Here is a 15,914-nt window from a genome sequence, read left to right as displayed (position 1 = left end):
TACCCTTAATAACTAAGAATATTACGACTAACTTGGTATCAAATAGCAATCAGCTATCATGAGACAGATATGGGAAATGCATTCCTTTAAAAAGCTAAAGGTAAAATGGAATATCTTTTGTTAAATATGAGAAATAACCACCAATTATAAGTGTTTTAGTAGTGAATAACATTATTTTCTTTCTGGATATTGTCAATAATATCCTTGGCTTTAGGGCTAATCAGGTAGTCAAATGTGGTTTTAGGAACAAAATCTCTAATGAACTCTATGTGACCATTCTTGATAAGTTGACGAACAGTTGAGGCACTAATAGGCTGGCCATTTATTTCCTTGCGAGGAGCCATAATATAAGTTATATCGTTTTTTGGCAGCTGTTTTTGCATGGTTTCATTGTAAAGGTTGGTAACAAAACTGGTTGGTTCTTCACCAACATACCGTCTTGTGATACCCAATTCTTGAGCAATTGCTACAAAAATATTTATATCCAGTTTTGCCTGACTGATAATGACTTTTTCTTGATCTTTTTGAAAATAACTTGGGAAAGTGGCCTGACTGATGATGTAAGGCCCAGTTTCATGATAGGAAAGATTATCTAAATGTGCGGTTCCAGCCATAATTAATTCTTTGCGAACGGCAAATGGGATGAGGCTACTATCCTCGCTGACCATGAACAGATGGACGTGCTTATTCTCTGCGCAAGCTTTTTCCACCAAGTACAGATGACCTAAAGTAAAAGGGTTAGCATTCATGACAATGGCTGCACTTTCTTTATTATGGCCACTCTCTTTTTTTAGTTTTTTGAGGTAATCGGCGAAGCCAGATTTGCGATTTTCCATAAAAGTTACCATATTAGGAATCTCGGTAATCGTATAAAATCCTAAGTCTTTGAAGAATTTACTAGTATCTGGTTTGGTGTAGACAAAGAGATGCGTATTACCTCGTTCAAATTGAATATTAATTAAGTGGGTGACTAGAGTATTAAGTAAGGCAGAGCCACTATAACGTTTACAGATGGCAAAGCAGCGAAGACTATTAGCAAAGAGGCTTCCAGTAGCAATCAATGTGCCATCTTCTTCGAAGATACCACAGGTATAGTCTAAATTTTGGTCTCGTTTAATGCCAGCGTCTTCTAGCAATTGAGTAACTTTATTTTGATTAAGCTTGTCTGAGGGGAATATTTTTGAAACTGTAAAGACCGACATAGATATCCTTTCTAGTTTGCGATAACTTGGGCTGTTTTGATAAAAGCCTTGATTTGAGGGAGCTGATAGGCATCTTTGTTAAACAGTAGATAGGTAGAACGCATGAAAGGCTCTCCGTTTTTGAAGGATAGCTTGTGAATGTCTCCCTTAAAGTGGTGTAAACCAATATCTGGCACGATTGCCCAACCTAAGCCACGGGATACCATTTCAACGCAAGTATTGACATTGTCAACGATGATACCGTCATGTTTGCTAGGTTGCAATTGATTTTCCTGCATCCATTGTGATACTTCCCGTTCAAAAGTGACATCAGAATGTCGTCCGATGTAGGGGAGCTGTTCTAGGTTAATGCCTTGATTATTTGAACTTCTAATTAAGTTGACGCGTTCACGTTTAAGAAGAATTTTATCTTCTTTCCATTGAAATTCACCGCGGACAATAGCGACATCAATCTTACCTAAGACTAAATCTTGATAGACTTTGCGACTATAATTGGTTTTAATTTGAATGTTGACATGTGGAAATTGTTGCCGATAGTGGGCTAATATTTCAGGAAAGGCATATTGTGCATAGTTAATGGAGACGCCAGCACGTAAAGTTCCAGAGATATGATTTTTTTGTAGTTGAATCTCCTCACGCATTTTTTGTAAGTTTGTGATTATCTCATAAGCATGTTTTAAAACTGTCTCACCTTGTGCTGTGAAGCGAATTCCCTGACGAGAGCGAACCATGATTTGTGTGTTTAATTCGCGTTCAATGGCATTGATCCGTTTTGATAGAGCAGACTGTGTGATATATAGGCGATCGGCAGCATGGGTAATGTTGTGGGTCTCATCGAGAGTTACTAATAACTCTAAGTCTCTTTCGTCCATTTTAACTCCTCTTTTCATTGTCTATTATACACGCGTCAGCTTTTTTTAAACATCTAAAAAGGGGAAAAACAATGAAAAAACAGTTGCTTTCAGCATGATCGTAGACCATAGAAAGAATAAAAGAAGCATGAAAGCCTAATTATTATGACTTTGTTAACTCCCTGGAAAATAGAAACTATTCCTAATTGGCATGGAAGATGATGACAAGTTGACCTTTTACTTCTTATTATGGCTAGTTATAATGGAAGTAACCAAGTTCAAGGAGTATGATATGGAAATCAAGAAAGTAGCTATTGCTGGAACATTAGAATCCTCGGATGTTCAGGTTATTGTGGAGCCACACGATACTTTGCAGGTCAGCATCGAGAGTAGCGTCATGAATCAATATGGTTTAGCCATTCAAAAAACAGTTTATGAAGTGCTTGAACGTTTAGGTGTCACTTCTGGTAAGCTAATAATGGTTGACAAAGGTGCTTTAGATTGTACTATCAAAGCTCGCATTCAAACTGCTGTTTATAGAAGCAACGATTTATCTAAAAGTAATATTCCATGGGGGAAACTCTAATGCCAATAACAAGATCAAAACCACTAAAAAATCGCTTACGTCGCACGATGATGTTCTTAAATGCACAAAATCCTGCACTTCTGAAAGATGCCTATATTTTTGGCTCAGATAGTCTCATTTTAGATTTAGAAGATGCTGTTGCAGAGAATCAAAAAGATGCTGCCCGATTCTCCCTCTATCATGCTCTGACAACTATTGATTATGGGGATACAGAAGTGTTAGTTCGGATCAATGGACTTGATACACCGCACTGGCACGAAGATGTCCGCGTAGCTGTAGCTGGTGGAGTTGATGGCATAAGGATAGCAAAATGTGAGTCAGCTAAAGATGTGAAAACTGTCGAGTCTGCTGTATTGGCAGCTGAGAGAGAGTTTGGTAAAGAAGAAGGGCGTACACTATTAATGGCTGCTCTTGAAAGTCCATTAGGCATTCTTAATGCCCTCGAAATTTGTATGGCTTCGGATAGAATGTTTGGAGTAGCCATTGCTGGCGGAGATTTCCGTAAATCAATGCATGTCGGAATTGAAAAGGATGGTATCGAGATAAATACAGCTCGTGGACTCATGTTATTAGCAGCACGCGCAGCAGGCATCCAATGCTATGATACCAATTTCCCGAGAATTGAGGATATGGAAGGCTATCGCGAAGAAGTTGAATTAGCTCGTAAAATGGGATTTGATGGGAAATCTATTATTAATCCTCGCCAAATCCATTTGGTGCACCAGTTATTTGCGCCAACTAAAGAGGAAATTGTGTATGCTGAGAAACTTCTTCGATCCATGAATGAGCAGTTTACAAATGGAGTCGGCGTTTACACCGTTGATGGTAAAATGGTTGATAAACCATTCTTTGAAGAGGCTCAAAGAATTATTGATTTGGCCAAAGCGAGTGGTGTTTACCACGGTGATATGTAAGAAGGGATAGAACTATGAAGAACGCAGTGAATCGGGATATTCCTGAAATAGTGTTAGGAGAGGACAAAGATATTTATCAAGGCAAGTATTATATGGATGGCAGAATCTATAAAAAAGATGCCCCTCACTCTTGCCCATTCGTTAAACCCGTAGATAGTAAGGTTGTTGGATCAATCAAAGAAGTCTGCCAAAAAATTGGTGTCCGAGATGGAATGACAATCTCTTTTCACCACGCACTCCGAAATGGAGATTATGTCATGAGTATGGTAACTAAGGTATTGATTGAGGAGATTGGCGTTAGAGATTTGACGATTGCTGCAACCTCACTCGGTGATGCTCAGGACTTAATTGCCGATTATATTGAAGCAGGCTATGTGACAGGGATTCAAACATCTGGTATCCGTGGTCGGATTGGCGAAGTAATTTCTGCTGGAAAATTGAAAACACCCGCTATTATTCGAAGCCATGGAGGGCGACCACGTGCTATATCTACCGGAGAAGTCCATATTGATATTGCTTTTATAGCAGCAGCTTCTTGCGATAAACAAGGTAACGCAAAAGGAACTGGTGGAAAAAACAATTTTGGTTCTATGGGGTATGCGATTGATGATTCTTGTTATGCTGATTATACTGTTATTGTAACAGATACTCTCAATGCTTATCCCAATGTTCCTTGTACAGTTAATGCTATAAATGTTGATTATGTTGTACTTGTTGATGCTATTGGAGATAATAAAAAAATTGCGACCAAAGAAGTGCGTATGACTCAAGACCCTAGGGAATTGATGATGGCAGAAAATGTTGCTAATATTATTGCAGCAACTCCTTACTTTAAAGAGGGATTCTCTTTCCAGACTGGTGCAGGTGGCCCATCATTAGCTGTAAACCGCTTTTTAGAAAGCCATATGCGTCACAAAAATGTTAAGATGGGCTTTGCCGTAGGTGGAATTAGCAATGCAATCTGTGATCTTCAAGATAAAGGTTTAGTTGGACATATCTTTGATGTTCAGAATTTTGATCTGCCAGCTGGGGAACATATAGAAAAAAATCCAAAACACCATGAAATAAGTGCTAGTCAATATGCAAATCCTTTTAATAAGGGAGCGTTTGTTAACATGTTGGACTTTGTGGTTCTTTCGGCTTTAGAAATTGATACCGACTTCAACGTTAATGTCATTACAGGTTCTGATGGTATTTTAAGAGGAGCTCCTGGAGGGCATCCAGATACCGCAGCTGGAAGTAAGTGTTGTATTATTGTTACCCTGCTAACGCGGGGGAGAATGGCTACAGTTTGTGAAAAAGTTGTTACAGTAACAACACCAGGTGATTGTATTGATGTGCTAGTGACAGATTATGGTATTGCCGTTAACCCCTTGAGAGAAGATATTAAAAAGTGGCTTGATGAGGCAGGAGTTGCTCATGTAGACATTGACGCATTAAAAGAAAAAGCCTATAGTTTAGTTGGTCGACCGAGTGATCTGGAATGGGAAGATGAAGTCGTTGCAATCGTCGAAGCACGCGACGGTACTTTACTTGATGTGGTTAAAAAGATTAAACCACTGGTCTTAGATTAGGAAGAGGCGAGTGCAAGAGGGGACAGTTAGTATAAGTCAGCATCTAAAACGAAAATTAGATTGGAGCATAAGTGATTCGTTTTGGAGAGACTCTGATGGTAGGATTAGTTGGAGGCTTACTTGCTAAAAAGCTAAGGCTACCTAGGAATTTTATGATTGGGACTAGTTTTACTTATAATAGTTTGCTAGCTATGTGTTATCTATTGATTCCGATTTTGAGAATGTTGACTAGTTATTTACTACTGATTAATGCTTTTTTGGCTATCTTATGTGTAAAAGAAGAGTACTGGATTTTCAATCGGCTCTTTTTGCGTCATCACCAGCGGGAGCGACAGATATTTCTCTCTTGGCTGGTGAATGGGAGAGGAGATATGGCTAAAATTGCTGGAATTCAGATTAGTCGGACCATGTATACAGTTATTGTTATGCCACTACTGATTAAAATAGTTTTTTATTTATTCAGCTAAATAACAGGATGCTTATAGGCGTCCTGTTTTTGGCTTATAAAAGTTTTTCTAAGAAAGCAAAATAGAAGCTAAGAGCTAAAAGGTCGGCCGATCCACCAGGGCTAAGGTTGCGTTCTACCATGCTTTGATTATATATTTCTAAGTTAGCTACCAAATGTTCAAAATGAGTTGCCTTTTTTAGAAGTATTTGGCTATCTGCTTGAACTTGGTATAGGTCTTCAATACTACCTCTGTGAATAAGATTGGCATCTTCAACGAAAGTCATGAGAAAGACTAATAATCGTAACTGCCGTTCTCGACTTGTCATTTCTGCCTTAGCAAGTTGTCGAAGATAAGGCAGAGATTTTTTCCAGACACTAGGGTAGCCTTGACTAGCTTCACCTCTTGGGCCCTTAATTCCATAATGAAGATAGAGTTTTTCACCATAGGTTAATTCTGTTTTGCTCTGCAAATTTCCTAAATCTATTTCAATCAAATGACTGGTCATTGGGATGATAGCTTGACAAATAGCGTGGCTATCTGCTGCAGTAAAAGTGGCTTTTTCCAAGAGTTCTGGATGCTTGGCGAGATGGGCACCGGTAGAGCCTAGGAGTAAAGCGAAGGAAAAGTTGATACCCTTATGGGTATTGATGCCATTAGTTGCTTGAAACATGGCTTTTTCTGCTAAAATTCCCTCTTGTCTAAGCAAGTTGAAGAGTTCTTGAGGTTTTTTTTGGTGGTGTTTATAGCCCAATTCAACGTAGCGTTGGAAATGGGGGGCAAGAGCTAGAGTAGAATCCAAGAAAGTGTTCAAGGTCATATCAGTATGAGAACCGTTATTTGCACTGTCAACTAGTCCCGGCTTAGGTGTTAAGGTAACTTCATAGAGTAGAGCCTTAGTTGCTAGCTGGCTAAAAATAGCTATTTTTTGCTGGCTAATCATTCGTCTGTTCCATTTCTTGAATAATAAATTCTAAAGAATGGTTTAGATGTTCGTGGGTAATCAGGGTAACCTGCTGATAGTCTTTATTCTTCATTCCTCGATAAATCATCCAGTGCTCATCTAATGCGTTTCGACGACGTGCGTCAGAAGAAATGGAGATACGGCGAAAATAGAGTAAGTAAGTTTGTAGCCTTGAAACAATTTCTTTTAAGCGTAGCATCTGACTCTTCTCATAGATAAGGTTATTAAAATCATTGAAGTTTTGGAGTACTTTATCAATTTCATGCTCCAATAAATAACCTTCGCAGGTCTCTAAGAGCTGTTTCATTTCATCAAAGTCTTCCTTAGTCATTTTATTCATAGCTGTAGTTGATGCTAAAGTATCTAATGATTTACGGATTTCGAAAATTTCATGAGCATCTTGTAAGCTGACACCTTTGACGATGATCCCTCTGTTTGGAATATGTTCAACGAGCTTTTCTTCTTGAAGAACACTAAGAGCGTAACGGATGGGTGTCCTGCTAATGTTTAGTTCAGTAGAGAATTCTTTTTCATTAATGCGGGTTCCTGCAGGTATTTCTCTTAAAACAATGGTTTTTTTGAAGGCTTCATATAAAGCAATCTTAAGAGGAATATTTTTGGATAATTCTAGGTTTTTTTTGACTAGATTGGTAACTGAATTCATAAGATCTCCTTCTTACTTTTCTTTTCATTATAACCAATTTGTTTGAATAAATATAGGCTTATTCGGATAAGCTAATTTGGGGCTAGTAATTAAAAACAGGTTATCCTTCAAGGAAAATAACCTGTTTATTGGAGGTAGCAACTCATTATTGAGGGATATAGATTGGCATATGCCCCATTAGAATAATGGTTAGGATAAAGATGATGAAAATCCCAAGTGCATATTTACCAGCCGTTCTTTGCCATTCTCCCATATCCAAGCCAGTCAGGCGAAGAAGAAGGTAAATGAAGGCAACAAGAGGGCTTAGTAAGTGGAAGGCTTGTCCCATGAGTGATGCTAGAGCCATTGACATGTTGTCAAATCCGTACCGAGCACCAGCTTGAGCTAGGACTGGCATGATGCCATAGTAGAAACCATCATTTGATAAGAAGAAAGTACCTGGAGCAGATAAGAGGGCAATAATTAATCCCCAGAAACCAGCCAGTTGTTTAGGAATAATGGTTGTAAAGCTTTGCGCTAAAGCATTTGCCATACCTGATCCTTGGAAGAGTCCCATAAAAATCCCGGCAGCAAAAACGAGAATAACAACTTGCACGGCATCGCCAGCATTATCACCAATACGTTTAGATTGGTCTTTTAGGTTAGGATAGTTCACCATGAGAGCTACAATTGTTCCAACTGCAAAGAGTAAAAGAGAAGGGACTTGAATGGCTGGAATAAATGATCCAGCGACTAACCATGTAATAAGAACGATAGTCATAATTCCATTGAAAAGGAATAAATCTGGACGACGAGTTGCTTCTTTTTCAGGATCAGAAATCTCTGTTAGTTTTTTCATTTCTTGATCTGATAGATTTGTAATCCCCAAACGTTTACGTTCTTTACGTCCCATGCTTGGAGCTACAATGAAAATAACGTAAAGGAGTGAAATAATCATTCCAGGCGCTAGGAAGGCTAAAATTTCAGAGCCGACATTAAGGACAGACATGGCACGCGCTGTTGGACCTCCCCAAGGCAGTAAGTTCATGATAGTGTTCTGAAGAATAATCAAGACACCAAGGTTCATGACTTTCATATTTAATTTTTGGTAGATTGGTAAGAAGGCTGAGACAACAATTAAGGTTGTTGTTGTACCATCACCATTCATTGAAACGGCTGCTGATACAATAGCTGTTGCCATTAAAACCTTCATTGGATCGCCTTTGGCAAAACGAATCATCTTTTCAGTTATTGGATCAAATAAGCCAGTGTCCAACATGATTGAAAAGTAAAGGATTGCAAAGAGTAGCATAATCCCTGTTTTTGCTGTTTGATTGATTCCATATAGAACCATTGGTCCAACTGCTGATAAATTGTTGGCAATTTTTGCATCACCAAGTGATTTTACAAATGCTTGATCTGCAGTAATATCAGCGACGCCAGTAAAGAAAGCAATAATGGTGAAAACAAGGGGAACCATTACTAATGCTGATAGAGGTGACATTTTCTTGGACATAACCACGTACATGAAAATGGCAATCATGGCATAAGCCAAAATAGTGAGTAACATAAGCCTCTCCTTTATATAATTTATTTAGTTTACAAAATAGGGGTTATTTAATAATTATAATTTTCTGGACATTTCGATTAAAAAATCTGTCATTGAGTAAGTGACAATCATAGTTTATATGAAAGCGGTTGAAAATGAAAGCGGTTTTTTAGAAAAAACAATAAAAAAACAAAAACTTGAGAAAAAGTTCACATTTTCTTTATTTTCATTTCAATGATAATATCTGAAAATGAAAAAACACAAAAAAGCCAATCATAAATGCGTTTTCATTATATAATAGCATTAGCATATAAAGTCTATAGACCACTGGTCTGTCATCATATCATGAGGAGATGAAAGGAGGAATTTAATGGGAATATTTCAACGCCTGTTCGGTCGAAAAGGAAACACTTTAGGTAATAGTAATCAATCATTTACAATAAAAAGTCAAGAAAAAGATGACTGGGAATTATTACCCGGGTACATCCCTGCAGAATCTGATGATTCAACACTAGTGAGCTTAATTGCAACTGCAATTGCTGCTGGAGATCAACCAAAAAGCCAGTTCAAGGTCAAGAAAATTTGGCAAAGGAACCCTGAGCTTTTAACGGTTTCTTTAATTGCAACAAGTATTGCTAGTATAGACAAACCGGATAGACGGTTTGTGGTTAAATCCGTTTATCGTAAAAAAATGAAATTTTGGGAGAATAATAAGATGTTACGTAAATTTAAAATTACAATTGATGGAAAAGAATACATGGTGGAAATGGAAGAAATTGGAGGGGCAGTTGCGCCAGCTCCAGTAGCTCCGCCCCCAAGCCCGGTAGCTCCAGTTGAGAACGCTATCCCAGTAGTGGAAGAAAACACTGCTCCAATAGCCAGTCCAGTAGTGCCAGCAAGTGCTGATGCAATGGCCTCCCCTATGCCTGGTACTATTTTGAAAATTCTTGTCAATGTTGGAGATGCTGTTACTGAGAATCAGCCATTGATGATTTTGGAGGCCATGAAAATGGAAAATGAAATTGTTGCTAGTCAAGCTGGAACTGTTTCAGCCATCCATGTCTCTACAGGACAAAGTGTTAATGCAGGTGATGGTTTGATCACTATCAATTAGGTTTGGAAAGAATTTAGAAAAGGAAGTGTCACGTGGAAATATTAATTCAAGGTTTAACCTCTATTACCATCCCACAAATTACGATGATGATCATCGGTGGGCTATTAATGTATTTAGGGATTAAAAAAGAATATGAACCAACTCTATTGGTTCCAATGGGACTGGGAACAATTTTAGTTAATTTCCCTGGTACAGGAGTTTTAACTCAAGTTGTTAATGGCGTACACCAAGAGGGTGTTTTTGATACTCTATTTAATATTGGGATTGGGACAGAATTATTCCCACTCCTGATTTTTATCGGCATTGGAGCCATGATTGATTTCGGGCCACTCCTTCAAAATCCATTTATGTTACTATTTGGAGCGGCAGCGCAGTTTGGAATTTTCTTTGTTGTAGTTGTTGCAGTCATGGCAGGCTTTGATATTAAAGAAGCGGCTTCAATTGGGATTATAGGTGCAGCAGACGGGCCAACTTCAATTTTTGTTGCCAATCAACTAGCACCTAAGCTATTAGGACCAATTACGGTTGCAGCTTATTCATACATGGCTTTGGTGCCGATTATTCAACCTTTTGCAATCAAATTAGTAACTACCAAAAAAGAACGTCAAATCCGCATGACCTATAAGGCAGAAAGTGTTTCGAAGCTAACAAAAATTTTATTCCCAATTGTTATTACTTTTGTGGCAGGTTTCATAGCTCCGATTTCATTGCCGCTAGTTGGATTCCTGATGTTTGGTAATTTATTAAGGGAGTGTGGTGTCTTAGATCGTCTTTCAATGACTGCACAAAATGAGCTAGTAAATATTGTATCAATTCTTTTAGGGTTAACAATCTCTGTTAAGATGCAGGCTGATCTTTTCTTGAATTTCCAAACATTAATGATTATTCTCTTTGGCTTAGTTGCCTTTATCATGGATTCCATCGGTGGTGTTGTGTTTGCAAAAATTTTAAATCTATTCCGCAAAAATAAAATTAATCCAATGATAGGTGCGGCTGGTATTTCAGCCTTTCCGATGTCAAGCCGTGTCATTCAAAAAATGGCAACTGATGAGGACCCACAGAATTTCATCCTAATGTATGCTGTCGGGGCTAACGTTTCTGGTCAAATTGCCTCTGTTATTGCGGGTGGTTTACTACTATCATTCTTTAGCTAAGAATAGATTGATAATTAGAAGAGGATAGATAATTATGAATATGGAACATTTAGTCATGGCATTTGAGCTTATGGCGCTAGGAATGGCAGGCGTATTTATCGTTTTAGGAATACTTTATGCCGTGGCAGAACTTCTCATTAAGTTATTGCCAGAAAAATAAATAAAGTTAAGACTTGCCTAACATTTACTAATCAGATGTCAGACATCAAGATAGAGAGGTATATTTATGGAAATTTCACAAACTGCGGTTGCAGGAAGTTTGGAATCAAGCGATATCATGATTACGGTTAGTCCAGCTACAAATGGCATTACGATTGATTTGGAAAGCAGTGTTGAGAAACAATTTGGTCGTCGCATTCGTCAGGTCATTGAAGAATCCTTAAACCATTTAGGTGTTGACAAAGCCTCTATTTACGCTGTTGACAAAGGTGCGCTTGATTGCACGATTCAGGCTCGAACCCTTGTAGCTGTGCACCGTGCAGCAGGCATTGATCAATACAATTGGAAGGAGATTGACACATGGAACGTTTAAGAAGAACTATGATGTTTGTTCCGGGTGCAAACGCAGCTATGCTTAGAGATGCTCCGCTTTATGGAGCAGATTCAATTATGTTTGATTTGGAAGACTCGGTTTCATTAAGAGAAAAAGACACATCTAGAGCTTTGGTTCATTTTGCTTTAAAAACATTTGATTACAGTTCTGTGGAAACTGTTGTTCGTGTTAATGGTCTGGATACAGTTGGAGCTTTGGATATTGAAGCTGTTGTTATAGCAGGTGTTGATGTGGTTCGCTTGCCTAAAACTGAAACTGCCCAAGATATCATCGATGTAGAAGCTGTTATTGAACGTGTTGAACGTGAAAATGGTATTGAAATTGGACGTACAAAAATGATGGCAGCTATTGAATCGGCAGAAGGAGTTCTTAATGCACGGGAGATCGCAAAAGCATCAAATCGTTTGATTGGGATTGCCTTGGGAGCAGAAGATTATGTAACTAATATGAAAACGCGACGTCACCCTGATGGTCAAGAGCTTTTCTTTGCTCGGAGTATGATACTACACGCAGCTCGCGCAGCTGGTATTGCTGCTATAGACACAGTGTATTCGGATGTAAATAATACCGAAGGTTTCCAAAATGAAGTTCGTATGATTAAACAACTTGGATTTGATGGAAAATCAGTTATCAATCCACGTCAAATTCCTTTAGTGAATGAGCTATATGCACCTACAGAAAAAGAAATTCAAGATGCTAAAGAAGTTATCTGGGCAATCCGTGAAGCAGAAAGTAAAGGTTCGGGTGTTATTTCCCTGAAAGGTAAAATGGTTGATAAACCAATTGTTGAACGTGCAGAGCGTGTGATTATGCTTGCCAAAGCTGCTCAATTACTTACTGAGGAGGATATCTAATGGTTATCAATAAAGTTAAACGCGACATTCCTCAAGAATATGCTGACTTATATGGTATATTTGAAGGTGAATTAGCGCATATTCAAAATTACCAAGAAGCAAGTCGGACTATTCGACCAGTTAAACCAAAAGATAATAAAATGTTGGCAAGCATCCGTGAAGCAATTGAAAAAACCAGCCTAAAAGATGGCATGACGATCTCCTTCCATCATCATTTCCGTGAAGGGGACTATGTCATGAACATGGTTTTAGAGGAAATTGCTAATCTAGGAATCAAAAATATATCAATTGCTCCAAGCTCAATTGCCAATATTCATGAGCCCCTGATTGAGCATATCAAAAATGGGGTAGTCACCAATATCACATCTTCTGGATTACGTGATAAAGTAGGTGCGGCTATCTCTTCAGGAATAATGGAAAATCCTGTCGTTATCCGCTCACATGGAGGTCGTGCGCGTGCCATTGCCTCAGGGGATATCCATATTGATGTTGCCTTCTTGGGAGCTCCAAGTTCAGATGCTTATGGAAATGCCAATGGAACCAAAGGTAAAGCGACCTGTGGATCCTTAGGTTATGCTATGATTGACGCTAAGTATGCAGATCAGGTTGTCATTATTACAGATAGTTTAATGCCGTATCCAAACACGCCAATTTCAATACCTCAAACTGATGTAGACTATGTCGTTGTCGTTGATGCTATTGGTGACCCAGCAGGTATCGCCAAAGGTGCGACGCGCTTCACGAAAAATCCTAAAGAGTTGCTCATTGCTGAGTATGCTTCAAAAGTTATCACCAATTCCCCTTATTATAAAGAAGGTTTTTCTTTCCAAACGGGAACAGGCGGAGCTTCATTAGCAGTTACTCGCTATATGAGAGAACAGATGCTTAAAGATGGTGTCACAGCCAGCTTTGCTTTAGGCGGCATTACCAATGCCATGGTTGAGCTTCTACAAGAAGGTTTAGTTGAAAAAATTATCGATGTTCAGGACTTTGACCATCCATCAGCTATTTCTTTAGATAAAAATAGTCAACATTATGAAATTGATGCTAATATGTATGCCTCACCATTGAGCAAAGGTTCAGTTATTAACCAGCTAGATACTTGTATCTTATCAGCTTTAGAAGTTGATACTGACTTTAATGTTAATGTTATGACTGGTTCAGATGGCGTTATCCGCGGCGCTTCGGGTGGTCATTGTGATACAGCATTTGCTGCGAAAATGAGCTTAGTGATTTCACCACTGGTACGTGGTCGTATTCCAACCTTTGTAGACCAAGTTAACACGGTCATCACTCCCGGAACAAGTGTTGATGTCATTGTCACTGAGATTGGTATAGCTATTAATCCCAATAGACCTGATTTAGTAGAACATTTTAAGGATTTAAAAGTACCACAATTGACAATTCAAGAGTTGAAAGATAAAGCTTATGCCATCGTTGGTCAACCTGATGCTATCCAATATGGAGATAAAGTAGTTGCCTTAATTGAATATCGTGATGGAAGTTTGATTGATGTTGTCCATAATGTCTAATGATGATTTATTTGCTGGTGAAAAAATAAGTTTGGAAGAGATGATGGAAGCTAGAGAGCAACGAAGTTTCCAACATTTCTCTTTATTGAAAGAAAATACCGACACTAATCTCCTATCGGTAACAATGAATATTCCAGGACCAATAAAAACCTCACCGCAACTATTAGCGTTATTTGAAGAGATGATAGCCGTCGTTCAGGCAAAATTAGCTGACCAAGTCATTTCCTATGACATGTATCTCCCTTTAAAAACAGGAGCTGAGTACTATCTTTTAACTAATTTATCAGCAACTTCTCTGAAAGAAAGGATGATTGCTCTTGAGACGGAAAATCCTTTAGGGAGGCTATTTGATCTTGATGTGCTTACCTTAGCAGATGGACATTTGCAGTCTATTAGCCGCCAAGATCTTGGTCTGCCAACTAGAAGATGCTATGTCTGCTCGGAGGACGCTAAAGTATGTGGACGTTCTCGTAAACACAGCGTAGAGGAAATGCAGGAAGCTATTCAGCAAATCATCGCTTCAACAATTAGTCACACTAAGGAGGAATAAAATGACAAAAGTCCGTATTACGGAAACAGTTCTTAGAGATGGACAGCAAAGCCAAATTGCAACACGTATGACAACAGAACAGATGCTACCAATCTTAGAAAACTTAGACAATGCCGGCTATCATGCCTTAGAGGTCTGGGGGGGTGCAACTTTTGACTCTTGTCTTCGATATTTAGATGAAGATCCTTGGGAGCGTCTACGTACTATCCGTAAGGCAGTCAAGAAAACGAAATTACAAATGTTATTACGTGGTCAAAATTTGTTAGGTTATCGCAATTACGCCGATGATGTTGTAAGATCTTTTGTCCAAAAATCGATTGAAAATGGGATTGATATTATTCGAATTTTCGATGCCTTAAACGATCCTCGTAATTTGCAAACAGCTGTAGCAGCTACCAAGGAGTTTGGGGGACATGCGCAGGTTGCAATTTCTTATACCACAAGTCCTGTTCACACTGTCGACTACTTTGTTAAATTGGCAGAAGAATATGCGCAAATGGGTGCGGACTCGATATGTATCAAAGATATGGCAGGAGTTCTTACCCCACAAATAGGTTATGATTTGGTCAAAGGTATTAAATCAGTAGTGGATTTACCACTTGAAATCCATACTCATGCAACCAGTGGTATTTCAGAAATGACTTATCTCAAGGTTGCAGAAGCTGGTGCTGATATTATTGATACAGCAGTATCTTCATTTGCTGGCGGGACAAGCCAACCCGCAACCGAATCAGTGGTTATGGGTCTTGAAGATTTAGGTTTTGAAACAGGTATTAACTTAAAAGAAGTCGAAAAAGTAGCTGCGCATCTTAATACAGTGCGTGATCATTTCCGTGCTGAGGGGCTGCTGAATCCAAAAGTAAAAGATATAGAACCTAAAACCCTGATTTATCAAGTACCAGGTGGTATGCTATCTAACCTATTAAGCCAGTTAACAGAACAAGGCTTAGCTGATAAATATGAGGACGTTTTAGCAGAAGTACCTCGAGTCCGAGCAGACTTGGGATACCCACCATTGGTAACGCCATTATCACAAATGGTCGGAACTCAAGCTTTGATGAATATCATTTCAGGGGAACGATTTAAAGTCGTTCCAAATGAGATTAAAGATTACGTTCGTGGCCTTTATGGCAGGCCGCCAGCACCTCTAGCAGCAGGCATTAAGGAAAAAATTATTGGTGATGAAGAAGTTATCACTATCCGGCCTGCAGACCTCATTGAGCCTCAACTTCCAAGCTTACGCGAGGATATTGCACAGTATGCTAAAAGTGAGGAAGATGTTCTCAGTTATGCTTCCTTCCCTAAACAAGCTCGAGATTTCTTAGGTCGAAGAGAAGATCCTTTCTATGATGTTCCGATCCAAGAAGTGTCTGTTAGTATTGATTTAAGCTAAAGAAAAACATTAAGTGATCTTAGACCACTTAATGT

At 38.8% G+C, this 15,914-nt stretch carries 16 protein-coding genes and 1 pseudogene; 12 read left to right on the top strand and 5 right to left on the bottom strand.

What is annotated here, in order from left to right:
- Nucleotides 1–155: 155 nt before the first annotated feature.
- Together citC and FGK96_RS09345 are read right to left on the bottom strand one after the other, a co-directional pair.
- Nucleotides 156–1,202: a [citrate (pro-3S)-lyase] ligase gene (gene citC, locus FGK96_RS09350; protein ID WP_138083289.1), complete on the bottom strand. Its 1,047-nt coding sequence runs from the start codon at nt 1,200–1,202 to the stop codon at nt 156–158.
- Nucleotides 1,203–1,213: 11 nt separating this feature from the next.
- Entirely contained in the window at nt 1,214–2,074 is an 861-nt protein-coding gene (locus tag FGK96_RS09345; RefSeq protein WP_138083288.1) for a LysR family transcriptional regulator, read from the bottom strand.
- Between the two features lie 271 nt (nt 2,075–2,345).
- Between FGK96_RS09345 and citD (FGK96_RS09340) the strand changes: the two genes are divergently transcribed.
- The 4 genes and pseudogenes from citD (FGK96_RS09340) to FGK96_RS09325 all read left to right on the top strand — a co-directional run.
- Nucleotides 2,346–2,639: a citrate lyase acyl carrier protein gene (gene citD, locus FGK96_RS09340; RefSeq protein ID WP_138083287.1), complete on the top strand. Its 294-nt coding sequence runs from the start codon at nt 2,346–2,348 to the stop codon at nt 2,637–2,639.
- Nucleotides 2,639–3,553, top strand: coding sequence for an aldolase/citrate lyase family protein (locus FGK96_RS09335; protein ID WP_232045819.1), 915 nt, complete (start codon nt 2,639–2,641; stop codon nt 3,551–3,553). The genes citD (FGK96_RS09340) and FGK96_RS09335 overlap by 1 nt, the downstream gene beginning before the upstream one ends.
- Nucleotides 3,554–3,567: 14 nt before the next feature.
- Nucleotides 3,568–5,127 carry a citrate lyase subunit alpha gene (citF, locus tag FGK96_RS09330; RefSeq protein WP_138083285.1) on the top strand — a complete coding sequence of 520 codons (1,560 nt, stop codon included), beginning with the start codon at nt 3,568–3,570 and terminating at the stop codon, nt 5,125–5,127.
- Between the two features lie 152 nt (nt 5,128–5,279).
- A pseudogene (locus FGK96_RS09325) lies at nt 5,280–5,594 on the top strand (AbrB family transcriptional regulator); the annotation flags it as partial.
- 34 nt (nt 5,595–5,628) lie between these two features.
- Here the strand turns inward: FGK96_RS09325 and citG are convergent.
- The 3 genes from citG to FGK96_RS09310 all read right to left on the bottom strand — a co-directional run bounded on the left by citG (nt 5,629) and on the right by FGK96_RS09310 (nt 8,750).
- On the bottom strand, nt 5,629–6,516 hold the full coding sequence (citG, locus tag FGK96_RS09320; protein ID WP_138083284.1) for a triphosphoribosyl-dephospho-CoA synthase CitG: 888 nt from the start codon (nt 6,514–6,516) through the stop codon (nt 5,629–5,631).
- Nucleotides 6,509–7,201 carry a GntR family transcriptional regulator gene (locus FGK96_RS09315; protein ID WP_138083283.1) on the bottom strand — a complete coding sequence of 231 codons (693 nt, stop codon included), beginning with the start codon at nt 7,199–7,201 and terminating at the stop codon, nt 6,509–6,511. Before FGK96_RS09315 ends, citG begins: the two co-directional genes overlap by 8 nt.
- A 145-nt stretch (nt 7,202–7,346) precedes the next feature.
- Nucleotides 7,347–8,750, bottom strand: coding sequence for a CitMHS family transporter (locus FGK96_RS09310; RefSeq protein WP_138083282.1), 1,404 nt, complete (start codon nt 8,748–8,750; stop codon nt 7,347–7,349).
- Between the two features lie 694 nt (nt 8,751–9,444).
- Between FGK96_RS09310 and FGK96_RS09300 the strand changes: the two genes are divergently transcribed.
- The 8 genes from FGK96_RS09300 to FGK96_RS09270 all read left to right on the top strand — a co-directional run bounded on the left by FGK96_RS09300 (nt 9,445) and on the right by FGK96_RS09270 (nt 15,879).
- Nucleotides 9,445–9,843, top strand: coding sequence for an acetyl-CoA carboxylase biotin carboxyl carrier protein subunit (locus FGK96_RS09300; protein WP_138083532.1), 399 nt, complete (start codon nt 9,445–9,447; stop codon nt 9,841–9,843).
- 32 nt (nt 9,844–9,875) lie between these two features.
- Nucleotides 9,876–10,997, top strand: a complete 1,122-nt coding sequence (locus FGK96_RS09295; RefSeq protein ID WP_003084868.1) for a sodium ion-translocating decarboxylase subunit beta — start codon at nt 9,876–9,878, stop codon at nt 10,995–10,997.
- A 34-nt stretch (nt 10,998–11,031) separates the two neighbouring features.
- Entirely contained in the window at nt 11,032–11,157 is a 126-nt protein-coding gene (locus tag FGK96_RS10670) for an OadG-related small transporter subunit (protein WP_003083782.1), read from the top strand.
- A gap of 66 nt (nt 11,158–11,223) precedes the next feature.
- Nucleotides 11,224–11,529 carry a citrate lyase acyl carrier protein gene (gene citD / locus FGK96_RS09290; protein ID WP_138083281.1) on the top strand — a complete coding sequence of 102 codons (306 nt, stop codon included), beginning with the start codon at nt 11,224–11,226 and terminating at the stop codon, nt 11,527–11,529.
- The gene (citE, locus tag FGK96_RS09285) at nt 11,517–12,404 is read left to right on the top strand and encodes a citrate (pro-3S)-lyase subunit beta (RefSeq protein WP_138083280.1); all 888 of its coding nucleotides are present in this window, start codon (nt 11,517–11,519) and stop codon (nt 12,402–12,404) included. The genes citD (FGK96_RS09290) and citE overlap by 13 nt, the downstream gene beginning before the upstream one ends.
- Nucleotides 12,404–13,936, top strand: a complete 1,533-nt coding sequence (gene citF / locus FGK96_RS09280) for a citrate lyase subunit alpha (protein WP_138083279.1) — start codon at nt 12,404–12,406, stop codon at nt 13,934–13,936. The genes citE and citF (FGK96_RS09280) overlap by 1 nt, the downstream gene beginning before the upstream one ends.
- Nucleotides 13,929–14,486, top strand: coding sequence for a citrate lyase holo-[acyl-carrier protein] synthase (citX, locus tag FGK96_RS09275; protein ID WP_138083531.1), 558 nt, complete (start codon nt 13,929–13,931; stop codon nt 14,484–14,486). The genes citF (FGK96_RS09280) and citX overlap by 8 nt, the downstream gene beginning before the upstream one ends.
- Before the next feature lies 1 nt (nt 14,487).
- On the top strand, nt 14,488–15,879 hold the full coding sequence (locus FGK96_RS09270; protein WP_138083278.1) for an oxaloacetate decarboxylase subunit alpha: 1,392 nt from the start codon (nt 14,488–14,490) through the stop codon (nt 15,877–15,879).
- Nucleotides 15,880–15,914 lie beyond the last annotated feature (35 nt).

Origin of the sequence: Streptococcus porcinus, assembly GCF_901542335.1 — a bacterium.
Taxonomy (GTDB): Bacteria; Bacillota; Bacilli; order Lactobacillales; family Streptococcaceae; genus Streptococcus; species Streptococcus porcinus_A.
Note: the sequence above shows the minus strand (reverse complement) of the source record. Positions and strands in the feature narration are given on the sequence as shown.